The organism is Pseudomonas sp. MAG002Y, assembly GCF_019400845.1.
Taxonomy (GTDB): Bacteria; Pseudomonadota; Gammaproteobacteria; order Pseudomonadales; family Pseudomonadaceae; genus Chryseomonas; species Chryseomonas luteola.
Window position 1 is genome coordinate 154,932 of record NZ_WOEJ01000006.1, and the last position, 18,505, is coordinate 173,436.

Annotated in this window: 13 protein-coding genes; 11 read left to right on the forward strand and 2 right to left on the reverse strand. The window is 50.1% G+C overall.

Annotation, left to right across the window (positions count from 1 at the left end):
- Nucleotides 1-85 precede the first annotated feature (85 nt).
- The 4 genes from GM154_RS10665 (at nt 86) to GM154_RS10680 (ending at nt 4,209) form a co-directional block, all read left to right on the forward strand.
- Nucleotides 86-514: a DUF2231 domain-containing protein gene (locus GM154_RS10665; protein WP_219652208.1), complete on the forward strand. Its 429-nt coding sequence runs from the start codon at nt 86-88 to the stop codon at nt 512-514.
- On the forward strand, nt 511-1,806 hold the full coding sequence (locus tag GM154_RS10670; protein WP_219652209.1) for a sorbosone dehydrogenase family protein: 1,296 nt from the start codon (nt 511-513) through the stop codon (nt 1,804-1,806). Before GM154_RS10665 ends, GM154_RS10670 begins: the two co-directional genes overlap by 4 nt.
- A 296-nt stretch (nt 1,807-2,102) precedes the next feature.
- Complete coding sequence (locus tag GM154_RS10675) at nt 2,103-3,398, forward strand: MFS transporter (RefSeq protein WP_219652210.1); 1,296 nt, start codon at nt 2,103-2,105, stop codon at nt 3,396-3,398.
- Between the two features lie 34 nt (nt 3,399-3,432).
- The gene (locus tag GM154_RS10680; protein ID WP_219652211.1) at nt 3,433-4,209 is read left to right on the forward strand and encodes a substrate-binding domain-containing protein; all 777 of its coding nucleotides are present in this window, start codon (nt 3,433-3,435) and stop codon (nt 4,207-4,209) included.
- Here GM154_RS10680 and GM154_RS10685 read toward each other — a convergent pair.
- Complete coding sequence (locus GM154_RS10685) at nt 4,206-5,120, reverse strand: LysR family transcriptional regulator (RefSeq protein ID WP_219652212.1); 915 nt, start codon at nt 5,118-5,120, stop codon at nt 4,206-4,208. The genes GM154_RS10680 and GM154_RS10685 overlap by 4 nt on opposite strands.
- A 941-nt stretch (nt 5,121-6,061) precedes the next feature.
- Between GM154_RS10685 and GM154_RS10690 the strand changes: the two genes are divergently transcribed.
- Nucleotides 6,062-7,216, forward strand: a complete 1,155-nt coding sequence (locus tag GM154_RS10690) for a hypothetical protein (RefSeq protein WP_219652213.1) — start codon at nt 6,062-6,064, stop codon at nt 7,214-7,216.
- Between the two features lie 744 nt (nt 7,217-7,960).
- Here the strand turns inward: GM154_RS10690 and GM154_RS10695 are convergent.
- A complete protein-coding gene (locus GM154_RS10695; protein ID WP_219652214.1) occupies nt 7,961-9,088 on the reverse strand; it encodes a hypothetical protein in 1,128 nt (375 codons plus the stop codon).
- Between the two features lie 660 nt (nt 9,089-9,748).
- Here GM154_RS10695 and GM154_RS10700 point away from each other — a divergent pair.
- From GM154_RS10700 to GM154_RS10725, 6 genes are all read left to right on the forward strand, one after another.
- Nucleotides 9,749-11,443 (forward strand): arylsulfatase, encoded by a 1,695-nt coding sequence (locus GM154_RS10700; RefSeq protein WP_219652215.1) that lies wholly within the window; start codon nt 9,749-9,751, stop codon nt 11,441-11,443.
- On the forward strand, nt 11,440-12,483 hold the full coding sequence (locus GM154_RS10705) for a formylglycine-generating enzyme family protein (protein WP_308460608.1): 1,044 nt from the start codon (nt 11,440-11,442) through the stop codon (nt 12,481-12,483). The genes GM154_RS10700 and GM154_RS10705 overlap by 4 nt, the downstream gene beginning before the upstream one ends.
- 759 nt (nt 12,484-13,242) lie before the next feature.
- On the forward strand, nt 13,243-14,259 hold the full coding sequence (locus GM154_RS10710; protein ID WP_219652216.1) for a lytic transglycosylase domain-containing protein: 1,017 nt from the start codon (nt 13,243-13,245) through the stop codon (nt 14,257-14,259).
- Nucleotides 14,260-14,780: 521 nt separating this feature from the next.
- Complete coding sequence (locus GM154_RS10715; RefSeq protein WP_219652217.1) at nt 14,781-15,959, forward strand: transglycosylase SLT domain-containing protein; 1,179 nt, start codon at nt 14,781-14,783, stop codon at nt 15,957-15,959.
- Nucleotides 15,960-16,671: 712 nt separating this feature from the next.
- A complete protein-coding gene (locus GM154_RS10720; RefSeq protein ID WP_342767916.1) occupies nt 16,672-17,517 on the forward strand; it encodes a sigma-54 dependent transcriptional regulator in 846 nt (281 codons plus the stop codon).
- A 71-nt stretch (nt 17,518-17,588) separates the two neighbouring features.
- Nucleotides 17,589-18,500 (forward strand): sigma 54-interacting transcriptional regulator, encoded by a 912-nt coding sequence (locus tag GM154_RS10725; protein ID WP_074825840.1) that lies wholly within the window; start codon nt 17,589-17,591, stop codon nt 18,498-18,500.
- The last annotated feature ends 5 nt before the right edge of the window (nt 18,501-18,505 follow it).

Sequence of the window (18,505 nt, forward strand, 5' to 3'; positions counted from 1 at the left end):
TTGCTATGGCAGCGCCAGCAGGTACCTGACAACCGGTGCACCTGCATACGGCCTCTGCGACACACAACAGAGAAAAGGAGCTCCCGTGACCACTGCACTTCATCCGACCTATAGAGTCACACCCGGTCCGCTGCATGCGATACTGCTTGCCGGAACCGTGCCGCTGTTTCTTGGCGCACTGCTCAGCGACATTGCCTATTCCAAGACATACCAGATCCAATGGAACAACTTTTCGTCCTGGCTGATTGCCGGAGGTGAACTTTTCTGCGGGCTGGCGCTATTGTTCGCGCTAGTCAATCTGATCCGCGCTGATCATAAGGGCGGGCGGCCGTTGATGTATTTCCTGCTCCTGCTGATCACCTGGATACTGGGCCTGGTTAATGCCTTCGAGCATGCAAAGGATGCCTGGGCGTCGATGCCCATGGGGCTGTCTCTCTCGGTAGTCGTAACGCTGCTCAGCGTTGTTGCAGCCTGGATCGGACTGACCAACCTGCGCTCAGGAGGTGCAAGATGAGAAATTCGAATGCACTGACGATACTGAGCATGGCGGTAATGCTAAGCGCGTGTGGCGGTGGCGAGGGAGAAGCCACCCAATCACACGGTGGTGATCCAAAGCTACCTAATCCCGAGCGCGGCCTGCTACCGAGTATGAAGATTGCTGATCCAGCACCCTGGGGCGATGAAAAGCCAAAAGTGCCTGAGGGTTACGACGTCAGAGCGATCGCAACGGATCTTAAAATTCCACGGCAAACCCTTGTACTACCCAACGGGGACATCCTGGTGGCGGAAGGCCGGGGCGGTAACGCAGCGAAACTCAAGCCAAAAGATGTTATTGCCGGGGTCATCAAGGCGGAAGGCAATACCAAGGTAAAGGGGGGCAATCGCCTTACATTACTGCGCGATGCAAACGGTGATGGTACCTATGAGATTCAAGAGGTTTTTGCCGAGAACCTGAACGCACCGTACGGTCTGGCTTTGTTTGAAGGTAAGCTGTACGTGGCCAATCAGGATGCGCTGGTGCGCTTCGACTATGCGGACGGCCAAACCAAAGCCAGCGGTCCACCGACCAAGATCACCGATCTGCCTGCAGAAATTAACCATCACTGGACTAAATCGTTGACCATTAGTCCCGATGGTCGTTTTCTCTACGTGGGCATCGGCTCCAACAGCAATATTACCGAGCGCGGCATGGAAGCCGAGGTAGATCGCGCGATGGTCTGGCAAGTCAACGCTGAAACGGGCGCTCACAAACCCTATGCGACCGGTCTGCGTAACCCGACAGCATTGACCATTCAGCCGGAGACGGGGCAATTATGGGCCGTGGTGAACGAACGGGATGAGCTGGGCCCTGATCTGGTTCCGGATTATCTGACCTCGGTTCGAGAAGGCCAATTCTATGGCTGGCCCTACAGTTATTGGGGCAAGAACGTCGATCCTCGAGTGAAGCCAGAGAATCCGCAAAGGGTTGCTTCTGCCATCGCGCCAGATTACGCGCTGGGCTCCCATGTCGCCGCGCTGGGTGTGGATTTCTCAATACCGGAAATGGGTGACAAGTTTGCCAATGGCGTATTTGTTGGCGAGCACGGTAGCTGGAATCGGAAGAATCCGGTCGGTTACAAGGTGGTCTTCGTACCGTTCAGCAACGGACGCCCGTCCGGTGATCCTGTCGACTTCGCGACAGGATTCCGTGGGGATGATGGAAAAACCCGTGGCCGTCCGGTGGGTGTAACAGTCGATCCACGCGGTGCGCTCATCATCGCTGATGACCTATCAAATACTGTATGGCGGGTGACGCGGACGCAGTAGTTGGTTCTGCGCAGGACGGTCCTATCAGGGCCGTCCGTACCCACCAAGGAAATATCAGGGACAGTCAGCGGATATGTCTCGTCTATCTATCCTTTATCTACCACTCTGATCCTCTGGCGTATCGCTTAGCAGGTAATGCGCTGTTAAAGATATGTGCTCCAGTGCAATGCCATTAATGCAATGAATGCATTAGTCGATCACTAATATGCACTTATCAAATCAATATTTTTTCTCCACTCTTCTTGTTACAAAAAGACATATGCCCTCTGCATATGAGAGAAGACGTGGAGTGTTCTATGGTTCCTGCTCATGGCCACAGTGCCGCTTCTGGCTCAAAGATTGGTGCAATATTCCGCGTGACGTCGGGCAACTTTCTTGAGCAGTTTGATTTCTTCCTGTTTGGCTTCTACGCCACTTATATCGCCAAGGCCTTCTTTCCAGCTAGCAGCGAATTTGCCTCCCTGATGATGACCTTTGCAGTTTTTGGCGCTGGCTTTCTAATGCGCCCTCTGGGGGCTGTAATTTTGGGTGCATACATCGATCAAGTAGGGCGTCGCAAGGGCTTGATCGTAACCCTTTCGATTATGGCTGCCGGGACCTTCTTGATCGTCCTGGTGCCGGGTTATGACAGCATAGGGTTCTGGGCCCCACTGCTCGTGCTAGCTGGCCGTCTACTCCAGGGCTTTTCCGCAGGTGCCGAACTCGGTGGTGTATCGGTCTATCTGGCCGAGATTGCGACTCCAGGTAAAAAGGGGTTCTATACAAGTTGGCAGTCAGGCAGCCAGCAGGTTGCCATCGTAGTAGCCGCGGCTTTGGGTTTTGGACTCAATCACTGGCTTTCCGAGTCTGCAATTGCCGATTGGGGCTGGCGCATCCCGTTCCTGCTGGGCTGTTTGATCGTTCCGTTTATCTTCGTATTACGACGCAAGCTTGAGGAAACTCAGGAGTTCAACACCCGCCGTCATCATCCTGCAATGCGCGAGGTTTTAAGGACTCTGCTGGATAACTGGACGGTAGTGGTAGCTGGCATGCTGATGGTCGCCATGACCACCACGGCTTTCTATCTGATTACCGTTTATGCGCCTACGTTTGGCAAGACGGTACTCAAGCTAAGTGCCTCGGACAGCTTGCTGGTAACGCTGCTCGTCGCCGTCTCAAATTTTATCTGGCTGCCTATTGGCGGGGCGCTATCCGATAGATTCGGGCGCAAGCCATTACTTATTGCGATGACTGCACTTGCTATCGTGACCACGTATCCAGCCCTATCATATCTGGCGGATGCGCCCAGCTTTGGGCTTATGTTAGGCGTTCTGCTGTGGCTGTCGTTTCTTTATGGCTTATATAACGGCGCCATGATTCCTGCGTTAACCGAAATTATGCCGGTTGAGGTCAGGGTGGCAGGCTTTTCGCTGGCATATAGCTTGGCTACCGCTGTGTTTGGAGGATTTACCCCAGCCATTTCAACTGCTCTGATCCAAGCGACGGGCGATAGGGCCGCGCCTGGTTACTGGATGAGTTTTGCAGCTATCTGCGCACTGTTGGCGACGTGCTACCTGTATCGCCGCAGCTCCCTGCAGCTGCAGACCGCCTGAAACACCCCTGTATCGTTTATAAGCGAGAATAATCATGACGGCATTTATCAAGAGAAGTGTGTTCGCAGTAGCTCTGCTGGGATATAGCCTAGTGGGAACGGCTCAGGCAGCAGATCTAAAGGTAATTATATCCGGTGGGTTTACTGCCGCCTATCAACAGTTGGCACCAGAATTTGCCGCCCAGCGCGGGGATACTTTACAAACGAGCCGCGGTCCTTCGATGGGCAAGTCTCCCGAGGCTATTCCAAATCGCCTGGCAAGAGGTGAACAGGCCGATGTAGTCATCATGGTCGGATATGCTCTTGATGAGCTGATCAAACAGGGCAAGATTCAGGAGGACTCTCGAGTTGAGCTGGCCGATTCTCGTATAGGTGCAGTGGTTCGAAAGGGCTCCCCCAAGCTTGAGATCGATACCGTGGAAAAGCTGAAAGCCTCACTGCTGAAGGCCGACTCTATCGCGTATTCTGATAGCGCCAGTGGTGTATACATTCAAAATCAGCTGTTCAAGAAACTCGGTATTGAAACCCAGGTAAAACCGAAGGCAAAGATGATTGAAAAGGATCCGGTAGGTTCCATGGTTGCCAGGGGAGATTACCAATTGGGGTTTCAACAGGTGAGTGAGCTATTGCCTGTGCCTGGCGTAACCTTTATAGGGAAAATCCCTGAATCGGTTCAGTCGGTTACCCGTTTTGCAGGTGCTATTCCCAAAGGCGCAGCGCATCCAGAGGAGGCTAGAGCATTGCTGCAATACCTTTCATCCAAGGAGGTTCAGCAGCAGGTTCGCTCGACGGGGTTGGATTCAGTACCTTAAGCCAGCCTGTTTGACGGCTGCGCTTTCATATCGATAAGCAGCTTTTCCAAAGCGGCTGCGGCTGGAGAAAGGGCGCGGCCGCGCCGTTTGATAATACCTACGTGACGTTCCACAACCGGATCAATAAGCGGCACACTGGTGAGAACCGGATGATGGCCAGCCGGCAGGGCCATGGCAGGGACCGCTGCAATGCCAAGTCCTGCTTCAACCATACCCAGCATGGTCGTCACATGACGGGTCTCACAAATACTAAGACGCTCCGGTGCAATATGAGCAAGTGCTTGGTCCAGCAGAAAACGATTACCTGATGTCTTGTCGACTACAATGTAGTCGTAGCGGTAGAACTCATCCCAACGTACCGCTTTTTTACCTGCCAGCGCATGATCACACCGACAGGCCGCGACATAAGACTCCTGTACCAGCCATTCAAACTCTACGTCCTGATCGAGATTGCCGGAAAAGCTTAGGCCCAGATCAGCCTCACCGCTGATAACAGCCGCAGATACCTTGTTGGCACTGGTATCAATTAGCTTTATGCGTACCTTGGGATAGATAGCATGGTAGCGGGCGATAACACTTGGCATGAAGTAATATGCCGCAGAAGGAACGCAGGCTACGGTTACCCGCCCCGTACGGTTGGAAGCCACTTCGCTTATTCCTAGCAGCGCATCATCCAGGTCATTGAGGAGGCGTTCGGCCCGCGGTGCAAATGCCCGACCTACCATGGTAAGGCTTACTCGTCGTGTGGTTCGCTCGAACAGCTTTACCCCGAGCGCCCCCTCCAGTTTATCGATGCGACGGCTCAAAGCCGGTTGAGAGATGTAGATCGCATCGGCAGCAGCACGAAAACTCTTATGCTCAACCAGAGCACAAAATGCCTGAAGATCATTTAGGTCGAAGTTGACGGCCATCGTACTCACATAACTTGTGTTGAATAATGGATATATATTATCGGATATAGATATGGCAAACCGCTTTATGGGCATAATTTGATGCAGCCCTTAATCGCGCCGTTATGTGCTAACCCTCTCGCCCTTAGGTTAGTTAAGGCGTTCCTCCCAAATGATCCGTAACTGTGAGTGAGAATGCTGGAGTAGATCAGTTCTGACTGTTCACGCTTGAATACATTTGTCGAGAGCTATACTACTTAGAGCATTCGCAACATGCGGATCGGCTATAAGAGCAGGATCAAATCGCCTAAATTTGTAGGTCTATAGCAAGGAGTAGCTTTTGTTGAGGTGATTGAAAAACTACTTGGTGTAAGTTTGACCATATTTTGGACTAAAGGGTTAACAGGGTCCGGCTAGATGTCTAACATTTAGGGTTCCTCGCTACCGCTATAGAAACAGATAGCTTAAATATTCATAGGAAGGAAGAATAGTTCCCTCTTTGTAGCGTCTAGCGTGTTGGATGATAATCTGAAGATTAAGCGTTTGGCTTTAATTAATAACGAATAACGGACTAAATGATTCGACTTGCCAGTTCTTTTTATCTTTCCTTGCAATATCAAGGAAAGATATTATGGCATTAGCGGGTCATAACGTTATTGCTTTTGAGACACAGATTAAATCCGCATTTTTCTAACTTGTCTTGCAGGCTTATAAGGACTTGTTGCAGTGTTGACCGTTAGTCGTGGCTGATCTGTTCTGAAAATAAACTAAGGGTTTCATGACGTAATAAACGTACCTATCCATTTGTCGGATTTTATGGCAATCAGTTTTTCTGAATCTACGCTGTTGTTACCCGTGCAACTGGTAACTATCAAGATCAGAAGAAGGATGCGGTCTCTCTGGTTAACTGGCCTACTGCCATCTTAAGGCCATATATTAGGTATAACGACAAGGAAATCGATATGCGTCTTCACCACCTTTTCACTGCCACAGCCCTAACCCTTGCAACTGCTACTGCAATGGCTGAAATGAATGAGTCTGAGATTAACCAGGCTGGGGATGGCAATACTGCTGAGCTTACCCAAACCGGAAGCTCTAATAAGGCAGTACAGAATCAACTGGGCATCAATAGTAGGCAGATCGTCGAGCAGAACGGGAACACAAACTCGGCTACCGTTTTTCAGGCAGAAAGTACTAATGACGCTGAATCAAGGGTTTATCAGACGGGCGACAATAACCTTGCGACCATCTACCAGGAAGGCGGTAGCTATGCTGATGTAACGCAAAATGGTAATGCAAACGTTTATAACTACGACGGTACAGGTGGCTTAATAGGCGTAGCGTCCAGCGAGCAAATTGGTAATAACAACGTACATAACATTGTCCAGACCGGGCTGTACTATGCTCCCGTTTTTGCCTATACAACTGGCAACGCGAATAACATCACAGTAGAGCAGGACACGGGAGGTGTAGGTAGTGGATTCTCCGTCACTCAGAATGGTGATAATAATGCCATTACCTCTACTCAACGCTATATGAATAATTCGGTCGGAGGAGAACAACGTGGAAATGCGAACGTTGTAGTTGTTGACCAAGACGGCAGTAACCCTAAGTACCCAGAGGACGGCGGGAATGGCTTGAGCTTTAACCAGACCGGTGATGGTAATAGCATAAACGCTACTCAAAGCCTGAATACCTCAACCGGACTTACACAAAATGGTAATAACAACACCATAACTTCCAGGCAAGAAGGTAACGCTGGAATGTTTGTTTCGGCACGGGCTGATCTGCATGCAACCCAAACAGGGAATAACAATACTCTGAATGTAGACCAGAGGGCTGCGCAGGGATCTAATGAGATCACTACCAATCAGGAAGGTAATGGCAATACCATGGATCTTGTACAGGATAGAACGATCGATAGCTCACTCGAAGTCGCTCAGCTGGGTGACGACAACTACATGAGCATTAGTCAGCGCCAGACTGTCAATGATGTCTTTAAGCTCACTCAGGAAGGCTCAGGTTTGTCTGTAACACTTGAGCGTACCGGTCAAGGTAATCAGGCTACGGTATCTCAAACCGGCATGATGAATACAGCGACTGTTATTCAGCAGTAAGCCAGCAAAGTAGGCCATGAGAACCTTGAGTTCTCATGGCCTCTCTGAGCTTCAAGCCTGTCATAAGAGGCATATCGCGTTTCTAGACACTTGATCAAGGCAGCTATATGTGTGATCTGCTCACAAGGTTTGCTTATGATCAGGAATTTGGAAAACTGTTACTTAAATTTACCCTACCTTGAAAAGTGTGGGCGAGTGAACGAATACATAGGTAGCTTTGCTTTGGATACCCAGCCGAAGTGCTTATACGCTATAAGGCCCTCTTAATGTTCATTGGCTAACTGCAAATAGTCTCTTTGTGACACTATCTTAAATTGAGCTCTAGGGTCTGTGTGAACAGTCCGCCCACATGCATCGCTCGATACAAGCCAGAGTAACCACGGCCTCGAAGCTACTGGCCAGCTTGTCAAAGCAGGTGTATTTCCTTCAACTAGCTGAATAACAGCTCGTTTACGTGTAAATCAAACCGTCAAGGCGCGCCTAGACACATGGTGCGCTGAGTAATTACCGATCGCATACTAAAGTGGTTGCGATCATGACGTAACTCTTCACTATCGTGTTCTTGTCAGTGATTTCTATCAGTAACAATTGCAGAGTAAGGCAAGGGTTATATTTGGTCCTGACACCTTGATAGCTGAATCATTTCGATTGTTAGTTCGTTCTCTGCAACTGATCTTTTGTAGGATACTACGCCGCCTCGTTCATCTCTGATTTCTGCTAGAGAGCACACAAGATGCCAGTCTATTAGCTTGTTTTTAAGACAGAATTTAATTTCTTGAGCTCATTTAAAAGGTTGCCTACGGCACTATGCTGCTCTTCGCAGCTTTGTAAGGAGCTTAATTGATCCTCTAAGTCGGAGATGAACTTTGGGGCATCTGTTAACTCGAATCTATTAAAGTGAGCGATGCATTCCCTCGCTAGTCCCAACTTGGTTTGAACATCTTCTAAAGCACGCATAGTATTCAAAACGCTTTCAGCCTGCTGGTTTGGTAATTTTAAATCAGGCCGCTTATCGACGAGTGAAAAATCATGCAGCCAGTCACCAGCCTGAACAAGATGAAACGTCTCGACTATTTTTTTGCCAATAGCCTCTCTATCGTTGCCAGTGAGCGGCATGACACTAAACTTATTCGATGCAATAGTTATCAAGTTTGTTAACGCCTTAGATTTTTCGCGCTTTGCTGCTAAATCTCCAAAGGTACTGAGCTCATCTGGCCTTGCTGCCATCTCATAAAGAGTGTTCGTTATGCGCTCTAAACCTGCAGTATGTTTCTCCTGCGGTAACCGAGCGATTCCATAAGCGAAAAGGGCTTCACTAAGCGTCATCGCGATGCTTGGATTTTCGACATTTATATCTGGTAGTGCGTTATATAAATGATCCAACTGCTCAAGTTTGGATTCAGACTTTGATTGAAAATTAATTAGATATTTAACAAATTCCATCGCTATAGACGATTTGTCTAAATTATTTGCTTTGGGTAAATGTTGAAGTAACGTATCCATCGCCCTGATATTTGGAGCTTTTTGTAAGGTCGTCCAAGCCTCTACAACGTTGTCAGGAACCTTGATGTCATTATGCTCAATCATGGCTTGACATAAGGCATCGTTAGATTGTGACAATGCCAAGCGATCAGGGAAAGCCAAGTGCTTTGCCACCTCGCTGACAATATCCTTATTGGCCTTTTTCCAAGCACCTGAAAATCGTGCTACTTGCAGCGAAGAGGCACGCGGACTTGATGGTGGAGCATCTGGCCGAGGCGGTTTTACTGGTAATTTCTGAGGAGGCAGCGGAGCAGTTTCACTCTTCTGAACATCCTCTTCAGGTGTTGGAGAGTGAATGGTGACAACAGAAGGAGTACCAATCGGATACATGATGGACAGGCCTGTTGGATATAGAGAAAACTCCTGCGTGGTTTTCTACTAACAAAAGTTCCCACCTATAGCCTGGACTGAATCTGCTGTGATCAGATCCTTTACCTATGCCGGACGCCGATCCGTTGGCTTCATTAACGAGGCGGTTTTTGCTTGAGCCTCTAATCCATAGGGCTTAAACCTTCAATTGCTAGTCCAAGCGGTAGTGATGCAAAAGCGAAGATAACTGTGCAGCACTTTTCTACTAAGTCGCATTGTTGAAGGACCCCTGGCAATACAGCTCGGAATTGGCGCGGTTAAAAAGCGTCGAGTGGCGGCATGACGCAGCGTCGTGACATGTTATGTAAGCCATATTGCTCCACAAGCAGAAGTTGGACCAAAGCTTGCCATCTACTGATGCCTATCTTGACCCGAATGCCAGTGTGGAGCCTCGCCTTGCCTCACGCATTCAACATTTAAATCGAGAAGGTCCGTGACCCATCGCTCTACAGCGCACCTGACTGAAAAGCTGCAGCCGAGCCTGTTAGGTGCCGGCCAGGACATTGCGTCAAAACGCAGGCAGATTTGACAAACAAAGTTGGCTATCATAATTATCTCGGTGGCTGACCGATAACGGGGTCAAGCTCTTCAAAAATGGGCATACAACAACAAGGAAAACCCATGAAATTTATACCAGGGGTGCTTGCCACCTGTCTTTGTCTTTTATCGAGCACAACGTCGTTTGCCGAAAACGCCCAAACACCTCATCAGCCTAATATTCTCCTGCTAGTTGCTGATGACCTGGGCTATGCAGACCTTAGCGCAATGGGCAGTGAAGTCAGCACACCTAACCTCGATCAGTTGATTGCTGGTGGAAAGCTCTTGCTGGACTTTCATAGCGCGCCGAGCTGTTCTCCTACCCGTGCCATGTTGCTTACTGGCAACGACCAGCACCTGTCAGGTATTGGCATGATGGCCGAAACACGTAGTCGGCTGTTTGCTCACCAAGCCATCCGTCCTGGCTATGAGGGCGTATTACAAGGTGAGGCTGTTACGCTGGCTGAACTACTGCGAGACGCCGGCTATGAGACTTCCATTGCCGGGAAGTGGCATCTGGGCAAGCTGCCGGAACAACAGCCTCAGAATAGAGGGTTTGCTGAGTCCTATGTGGTGTTGGAGGGAGGGGCTGCTCATTTCAAGCAAAAGGAAATGTCTATCCAGGCCAACTACTCGGCAACCTTTGTCCATAATGGGGAACCGCTTGCTCTGCCCGAAAACTACTTCTCGACCACCTATTTTACCGATCGGCTGATCGAGACGACCCGGGCGGCGCATGAGCAAAACAAGCCTTTCTTTGCATTTGCAGCCTTCACGGCGCCTCACTGGCCGCTCCAGGCGCCGGATAGCTACCTTGCCAAGTACCGCGGGTTCTATGACAGGGGGTATCAGGTGATTGCCGATCAACGCCTGGTTCGCCAAAAAGAGCTGGGCCTGCTTCCAGCCGATTTCCAGACGCGAGCGGTACTGGAAGGCGTGCCTGAGTGGAATTCCTTAAGCGCGGAAGAAAAAATGCGCTCAGCACGCTCAATGGAGGCCTATGCGGCAATGGTTGAGTCTCTGGATCAGGAGATTGGCCGCCTCGTCACTCATCTTAAAAACCTGGGCGAGTATGACAATACACTTATCCTGTTCATGTCCGACAACGGCCCGGAGTCGGTGAACCGAGGGGATTCAATCAAAGAGTGGGTAGCCGAACACTTTGATAATCGTCTGGACAATTTGGGGCGAGCCAACTCGTTTGTGACCTACGGTCCGGCCTGGGCGCAAGTTAGTGCTCAGCCGGGACGGCGCTATAAGCAGACCATTTTTGAAGGTGGAATACGGGTACCTGCGTTTGTACATTTTCCGGCCAGGGTCCTCAAGGGCCAGACAACGGAGTTTGCCAGTGTCCGTGACGTCATGCCGACCTTTCTTCAGGTAGCCGGTATAGAACATCCCGGTATTCGCTATAAGGGTAGGGCGGTCATCCCGTCACAGGGCAGCACGATGTTGCCGTTTCTTAGTGGAGAGGAGCCGCGGATTCATGCCGCCGCGCAGCCGATGGGGTGGGAGCAGGACGGTGCAGCAGCGCTTCGTCGAGGCAACCTGAAGCTGGTCTATGCGCCCAAGATAACAGGCGCAACCTGGCGTCTATATGACTTGGCCACCGATCCCGCCGAGCAACAGGACTTGGCTGGGCAACATCCTGAGCAGGTTAAGGACCTCCTGATGGACTGGCGGCAGTATGCAGGCAGTAACAACATCTCTATAGACGAGGCAGGAGTGCCGCGCTTTCCTGCACTGCAGCGCCCGGCCGACAGCGCACCAGATCTGTGAGCGTACGGCGTAATCACCTGATCGCTATCGGTGCTCTTTTGCTCGCGATCCTGACTGGAGGGCTTTTGCGCTACCTGGCCGTGGCGGATTCATCGCCATTGCCAGGCTATTTGTGTGAAACCTACGACGGGCTGCCCCTGACGCGGCAGGGCAGAGAGCAGCATGGAATGATCCAGCTAAGCGCAGGCCGGTTTACGATGGGGTCCGAGCGCTTCTATCCCGAAGAGCGACCAGCGGTCCCCGTTGGCATCAAAGGTTTCTGGATAGACCGTCACCCTGTCACCAATGCGCAGTATGCAGCATTTGTAAGGGCAACCGGCTATCAGACGCAGGCGGAGCGCGGGCTCAGTGGCGAAGCGGCCAGAGGACTTCCTCCGGCGGTGCGCCTGCCCGGCTCGCTGGTATTTGTCCGTTCAAAAGAACATCCAGGATGGCAGTTTATTGCTGGAGCAAACTGGCGGCACCCGGAGGGCCCTGGCTCGGGCATCGAAACTCGACTCAATCATCCGGTGGTTCATGTCAGCTTTGATGATGCTCTGGCCTATGCCACCTGGCTGGGGCGAGAGCTGCCAAGCGAGGCGCAGTTGGAGTACGCCGCCCGCGGCGGCCTAGTAGAAGCGGACTACGCTTGGGGTGACAAACCGCTGGATCATGAACATCCACAAGCTAACACTTGGCAGGGCGACTTTCCCCTTGCGGATCGAGGAATTGATGGATACCGGGGGACATCTCCCGTGGGCTGCTTTCCACCCAACGGATTCAACCTTTTTGACATGGGAGGTAATGTCTGGGAGCTTACCCGTACCTGGTATCGCCCGGGCCATGAGGGTGTTGAGACCAACAATCCTGAAGGGCCTGATACGGGGCTGGACCCGCGGGAGCCTGGCGTTCCGGTGAAGGTTATAAAAGGTGGCTCCCACCTGTGCGCCGAAGATTACTGTCTTCGTTATCGACCTTCCGCCAGGCAACCCCAGGTCAGTTATTTAGGCACCTCGCATATCGGATTTAGAACGGTCTCGACAGAGACGCCGACCCGCTAGGCAGCTGTATTTCCAAGCTTGGGTTACACTTGGCCGTTTTGAGCGCGACAGAGCAGGCGGATGGCCTGTCTTACGATACTAACTGGACGCTTCGGGGCTTAAATTTTTTTCCAATTCATAACCCAAGCAGGAAGGTACGAAAGATAGGCTACCGACCAGATGCAAAAGGCATCCATGTCTTGAATGGAAATGGGGCTGCCCAGGGCGGCTCCGCTCCTGCAGTAGTGGTGTTCGTCTATCTAGGCGTTGTCAGAAAATAATTTTCTTAGGCACGTCAGAGAGATCATGGCTTCGAATTTCGAAGCGGGTTATAGCGCACCCAACAAGCACGCGATTAACTTCTGAAATCAGGCGTCCGGTATTCTCATTAATGAACTTATCTAGTCTTTTAGGTGCTGTGCCTAATTCAGCTTTTGCTCATGAAAAGAGGGTGCTGGAGTGCATTGATTCAACTATCTGAAAGCGTCTCGATGTCTGTCTAGGTCACAAGATGTAGCTATTCTTTGGTAGAGCAAGAAGACGGCAATCGCCCTATCCGTAATTACCGTTAAACATTTCGTCTTTACACGCTGAGCTCGTGGTGTGGGACGCAGCTTGGCTTGTTCAAAGCGCCTCGGCAGCCTGCCTCACATTTGGAACCGGCACTGACCATAAACCACTCATTCAAACGCTCCACCTGAACTAGGCTACTAACGGGTCGGCAAGATCTGTTGCTAAAATAGGTAACAACTCCAGATGAGCTTAATGGCCTTGGTCAGGATGGAAACCTATGCACAAACCCGGCGCTATTCACCGATTGGTTTTAAGCGGCACAATCATTTTCGAGGCAAGGTAAACATGAGTGTATCCATACAACGACCAGTTCCTCAGAACTTACTGCCCTTGGATTCCCAGAACATGGGCTTTTCTCAAGGTAGTTACGGACAAAATGGGCAAGTCTCATTTGGCTTGGGCGATAGCAGCCCCGTCAATTTCGGCAGCCTATATGGCGCCGACAGCAATTCTGTGAATCACAGTTTCAGCAACAAATCTATACAGGATCCGAGCGGTGCCAATAATGTAGAGCAATCGCTGAAAGATATCCTTGAAATGCTCAAGCCCCTAATTCAACAACTACTGATGCTGTTGCAAGGTGGGCAGCAACATGCCCCTTCCAACAACTCCGCCGGGAATGAAAAAGGCAGCGGGGGGAAAGGCAATGCTCCGGTCACTTTTGGTAATGAAGGCCAACCCAGAGATGTTTCATTTGCGGCACAAAGCCCTAGCGGCAAGGAGGGGGAGGCCAGGGCGAACGACGCAGGTGATGGTCAGACAGTGAAGCCCGGCAATGGCATCACTTCAGTCAATGCCGGCAACGCACCGCAGGGCATGCCGCAGGGTCTTTGGCAGAACTGCGTCAAAGCGGGAGAAAAGTATGGAGTTGATCCCTTTGTGCTTGCAGCTCAAGCTAAGCAGGAGAGCAGTTGGGGACAGAACATGGCTAATGGCGACGGTGTGATGCAGGTAGAAGCCGCTACACGTAGCGAAAACACCGGCATGTTCCGTCTGCAGGCAGGTCATGAATACGACCATTCCAGTAAAGCCGACCAGGTAGAGATGGCCGCTATGATCATGAGCAACCTGGGTGGCGACACCCGGAGTCAGTTGGAGAAATACAACGGCGGGCCTAACTGGCAGCCAGGCTCGATCGATTCTTTCAAGCGAACCACCGACCCTCAGGGCTATGCGCAGAAAGTAATAACGACCGCGGATGAGTTGCGCGGCAGCGTAGCATAAGCGAAACACGGAGGGCTTAATTGGTCCTCCAATTATTATTTTATTACTAATGCTACGGGCGTAAGCATTAATTGTTGCTATGTAATTACCAAACTGATGTGCTGTTGCTCTCAATTTATTATGGATGAGTGCACCTTTTGCATAAGGGACAAGAGGTGCGGTTATTTATAATTCAGTCTCATGGCTGCGCTAACTCTTCACAAAGTTTCTTGCGAAATACCCGGCTCTTTTATTTCAGTGACTTTTATAAAATACTTACCAGTCCAATGAAAAATCACCTCTGGATCAGCCGTGAAGTGAGTGGCTGTGCGGCTTCGCAGCACTTTTAATAAAATCGAAAATCTCAACGGAAGCACATCCGGCCGGCTGAAAATAACGAATGAGGAAAGCGCTTCTCTGAATTGAAAGAGTTTATGTGCTTGAAGAACCGGAGCTGAAGCTTAGGGATTGTCTCTGAGTTGTTGGCTGAACCAGGCGATTTCATTAGAGTTAATTATTACAGTAACAGCTGAAATTCAAGTGTGATCAATAAACTCATTATCTCTAAAATTCTGAAACTGAATCATGTAGGAACCGATATCTACTTCAAGCCACATAGGACTGTTAGGTTTGAGGTGCTTATTGTCATGGAACGGTCTTTTTTTCGTATGCCTTTTGCCTCCCTACGGGCTGGTTTTCTTTTCTCTATTACTCTATGTGCAGGTTGTCAACTTACTGACTCAGTCCAACTACCTGAGGCACGCGCGCCACGCTTGGTCATTCGTGAGGGGCAGGAGCCGGTCATGGTATCTGACTATTCCCGGCCACCTATGCTACACGAGAAACGGTCTGACATCTGGGGAAGGGTAAGCAGTCGGTTTGTTCTGGTGGACCAGATTGGGCGTAACGATCGGATTAATCAGCAGCTTAACTGGTTAATCCAGAATCGGCGTTTCATAACCACCGCCAGTGGCAAGGCCGCACCTTATTTGCATTTTATCGTTGAAGGTCTCGAACAAAAGGACCTTCCGGCCGAACTGGCTTTGTTGCCTATGATCGAAAGTGCCTATGACCCGATGGCCATCTCAAGTCAAAAGGCGGTCGGACTATGGCAATTCATGCCCCGTACTGGTACAGATTTCGGCTTGCGCCAGACGTCGCTTTATGACGCGCGGCGCGACGTTATCGCGTCAACACACGCGGCCATGAGATACCTGACACGTCTACATCAGCAGTTTGGAGGTGATTGGCTATTGGCTTTAGCCGCCTATAATGCTGGTGAAGGGACCGTATCGCGCTTAATAGAGGCCAATCGCAAGAAAGGGCTTCCTACCGATTATTGGCATCTGGATTTACCCCGTGAAACGCAAAATTATGTCCCACGGCTCCTGGCCCTATCCATTCTTGTCAAATCGCCTCATGGACATGCCATAGAGCTGAAGCCTGTAGCGGATGAGCCATACTTTATTACGGTTCGCTTGGCCCGTCCTGTAGAGCTGGCGCAGTTGGCGCTTATATCAGGTATCCCCAAAAAGGAACTACAGAGGCTAAACCCTGCCTATGTTAACGGCAACACCATAGGCGGGCCGGGGCATCTCGTCATTCCCATCGCTAAAGAGAGGCTATTGACAGCTAATCTTGATACGCTTGCGCGCTCTGGCAGCTCCGTTCATACGTCGGAAATGCAGAAAGGGCAGTCGGCTATTGCCGCCACGCCTTAATCGAATGATGTGTAACATAATACCATTGAAATTTAATATTCAATTATTTGTGAATTCGGAATTTTATTTCCATACTCATAACTGTTAGGCGGAATAATTTATAAGGCAACCTATCGACAAGAACTGGCTCGGCTTTTTAGCAAAAGGATGATATGTCGAGTCGTACCACCTCAACGAAATACTGCAGCCATCCAAAAAAACGCTGATAAAAGCCATCCAAGAAAATTATTCTAATCTTTTACAAAATGTAAAATGGAGATATGTTTGATAAACTAAGCAAACCGCACTGTTAAAGATAATAGCCCTGCTACTGCCTGACTCTTGGCCTTCTGATCCATTCAAAACACCTTGGATGATGTACAGGTTTTGTCTAGAGAGATGTCGGTAATATGAAGCTTTTATTACCTTCTACCAATTTTTAAGCCCCTATTTAATTTCGCAAGGCTCGGTGCATCTGACCTTAATTTCTGCACCTTCTATTGTTTCAAATAGCTGTTTTAATCCTATGTTTTGATTAATAAAAGCAAGAAAAAGATAGTTTGCTATTTGTTAACCTATTCACACAACTCAATTCACATATTGACGATTTTGGTTACAAAGATATTACTATTCTCGACCTTCAAGGTGAGAGTTGTCGATGCAAACAGAAACCGCTATACAAGATCGTGCGGACTGTAATAATAATAACGCGCACAACGTTCTTGGGGCTGGCCTGGATTTTAACCATCTTAAAATGGACCTTCTGCTTTATGGCGAGACGGGTACAGGAAAAGACACGCTAGCAAGACAAATTCATGATCTCTCGGAGCGGTCCGGCTCCTTTGTTGCACTTAACTGTGCTGCTATACCAGAGGCACTTGCCGAAAGTCAGTTATTTGGTACTGTAAACGGAGCCTATACGGGCGCCACACGTTCCCGTCAGGGGTATATAGAAGCGTCAGACGGCGGGACTCTTTATCTGGACGAAATCGACAGTATGCCTTTGGCGCTACAGGCCAAGCTGCTACGTGTCCTGGAGATAAGAGGAGTTGAGCGATTGGGATCCACTGAGTTTATTCCTGTTGATCTTCGTGTTATCGCCTCTGCGCAACGCCCGTTGGATGAACTTGTGGAACAAGGGTTATTTCGTCGAGATCTGCTTTTTCGACTCAACATGGTAACCATCCGGTTACCCGCGCTACGTCAGCAGCGTGAAAAGATATTGCCTTTGTTCGACCAGTTCGTTACAACCATGAAAAATGAGCTTAACAAGCCAGCGCCAATCCTGGGCAACCATTATGTCCAATTGCTTCTCAGCCATTCCTGGCCGGGCAATATTCGTGAGCTTAAATCAGCGGCCAAGCGTTTCGTCCTGGGGTTTCCGCTGTTGGGGGCGGAGGGCTGTGATGCTGTGCTTTCTGAAGAGCCAGCTGGGCTCAAATCACAGCTGAAAGTTGTCGAGCGGCTGCTGATTCAAGATGCGCTCAAGCGACATAAGCATCAGCTCGATGCGGTTATTCAAGAGTTGGATATACCTAAACGTACGTTGTATCACCGAATAAAGGAGTTAGGCCTTTAGTTTTCTTCCCAAAGGCGAAAGGAATCTCGCATCGGGATGTCCCCGCGCTCTTGAAGTATTCGAGGTCAAGAATGAGCGAGTATGATTTGCTTGATGAAGCATTGGCGGTCTCACCTGACCTGCCTGATCTAGATGTCATTGCACAGAGCCTTTCCGAATTCGCCGTCGATCTGTTGCTGGCGGGCGAGACTGGCTCTGGTAAAGATACATTGGCTCAACACATACATTTGCTCTCAGGGCGTAAGGGACCCTTTGTCGCAATGAATTGTGCTGCGATTCCGGAATCGCTTTGTGAAAGCGAATTGTTTGGCGTGGTGAGTGGTGCCTATACCGGTGCTGATCGTTCTCGTGTCGGATACATCGAAGCCGCACAAGGAGGAACTCTTTACCTGGACGAACTGGACAGCATGCCGCTGGCCTTGCAGCCCAAACTGTTGCGCGTATTGGAAACGCGTGTGCTGGAGCGGTTGGGATCGACTACACCGATTCCGCTTGATATCTGTGTGATCGCGTCTGCCCAGCGCCCGCTGGACGAATTGGTCGAGCGGGGTGAGTTTCGGCGTGACCTGTATTTTCGACTTAATGTGCTAACGGTGAAGTTGTTACCACTGCGGCTCCAGCGTGAGCGCATTCTTCCACTGTTTTACCGTTTCTTAAAAAGTGCGGCGAGAGAGCTTGGCCTCGAAGCCGGTAAAGTTGATCCGGTTGTGTCCCAGATCCTGTTGAACCACGACTGGCCTGGGAATATTCGCGAGCTAAAGTCTACTGCCAAGCGTTTCGTGCTCGGTTTGCCGCTGTTCGACAGCGAGTTGGTAAGCGAGGGGGAGTCACCTACAGCACTCAAGTTCCAGTTACGGCTTATCGAAAGGGTATTGATTCAGGAATCGCTCAAGCGAAACCAGCACTCTATCGATGCAGTTAGCCGCGAGCTGGACATTCCTCGGCGGACGCTTTACCACCGTATGAAAGAGTTGGATGTCTGAATCAC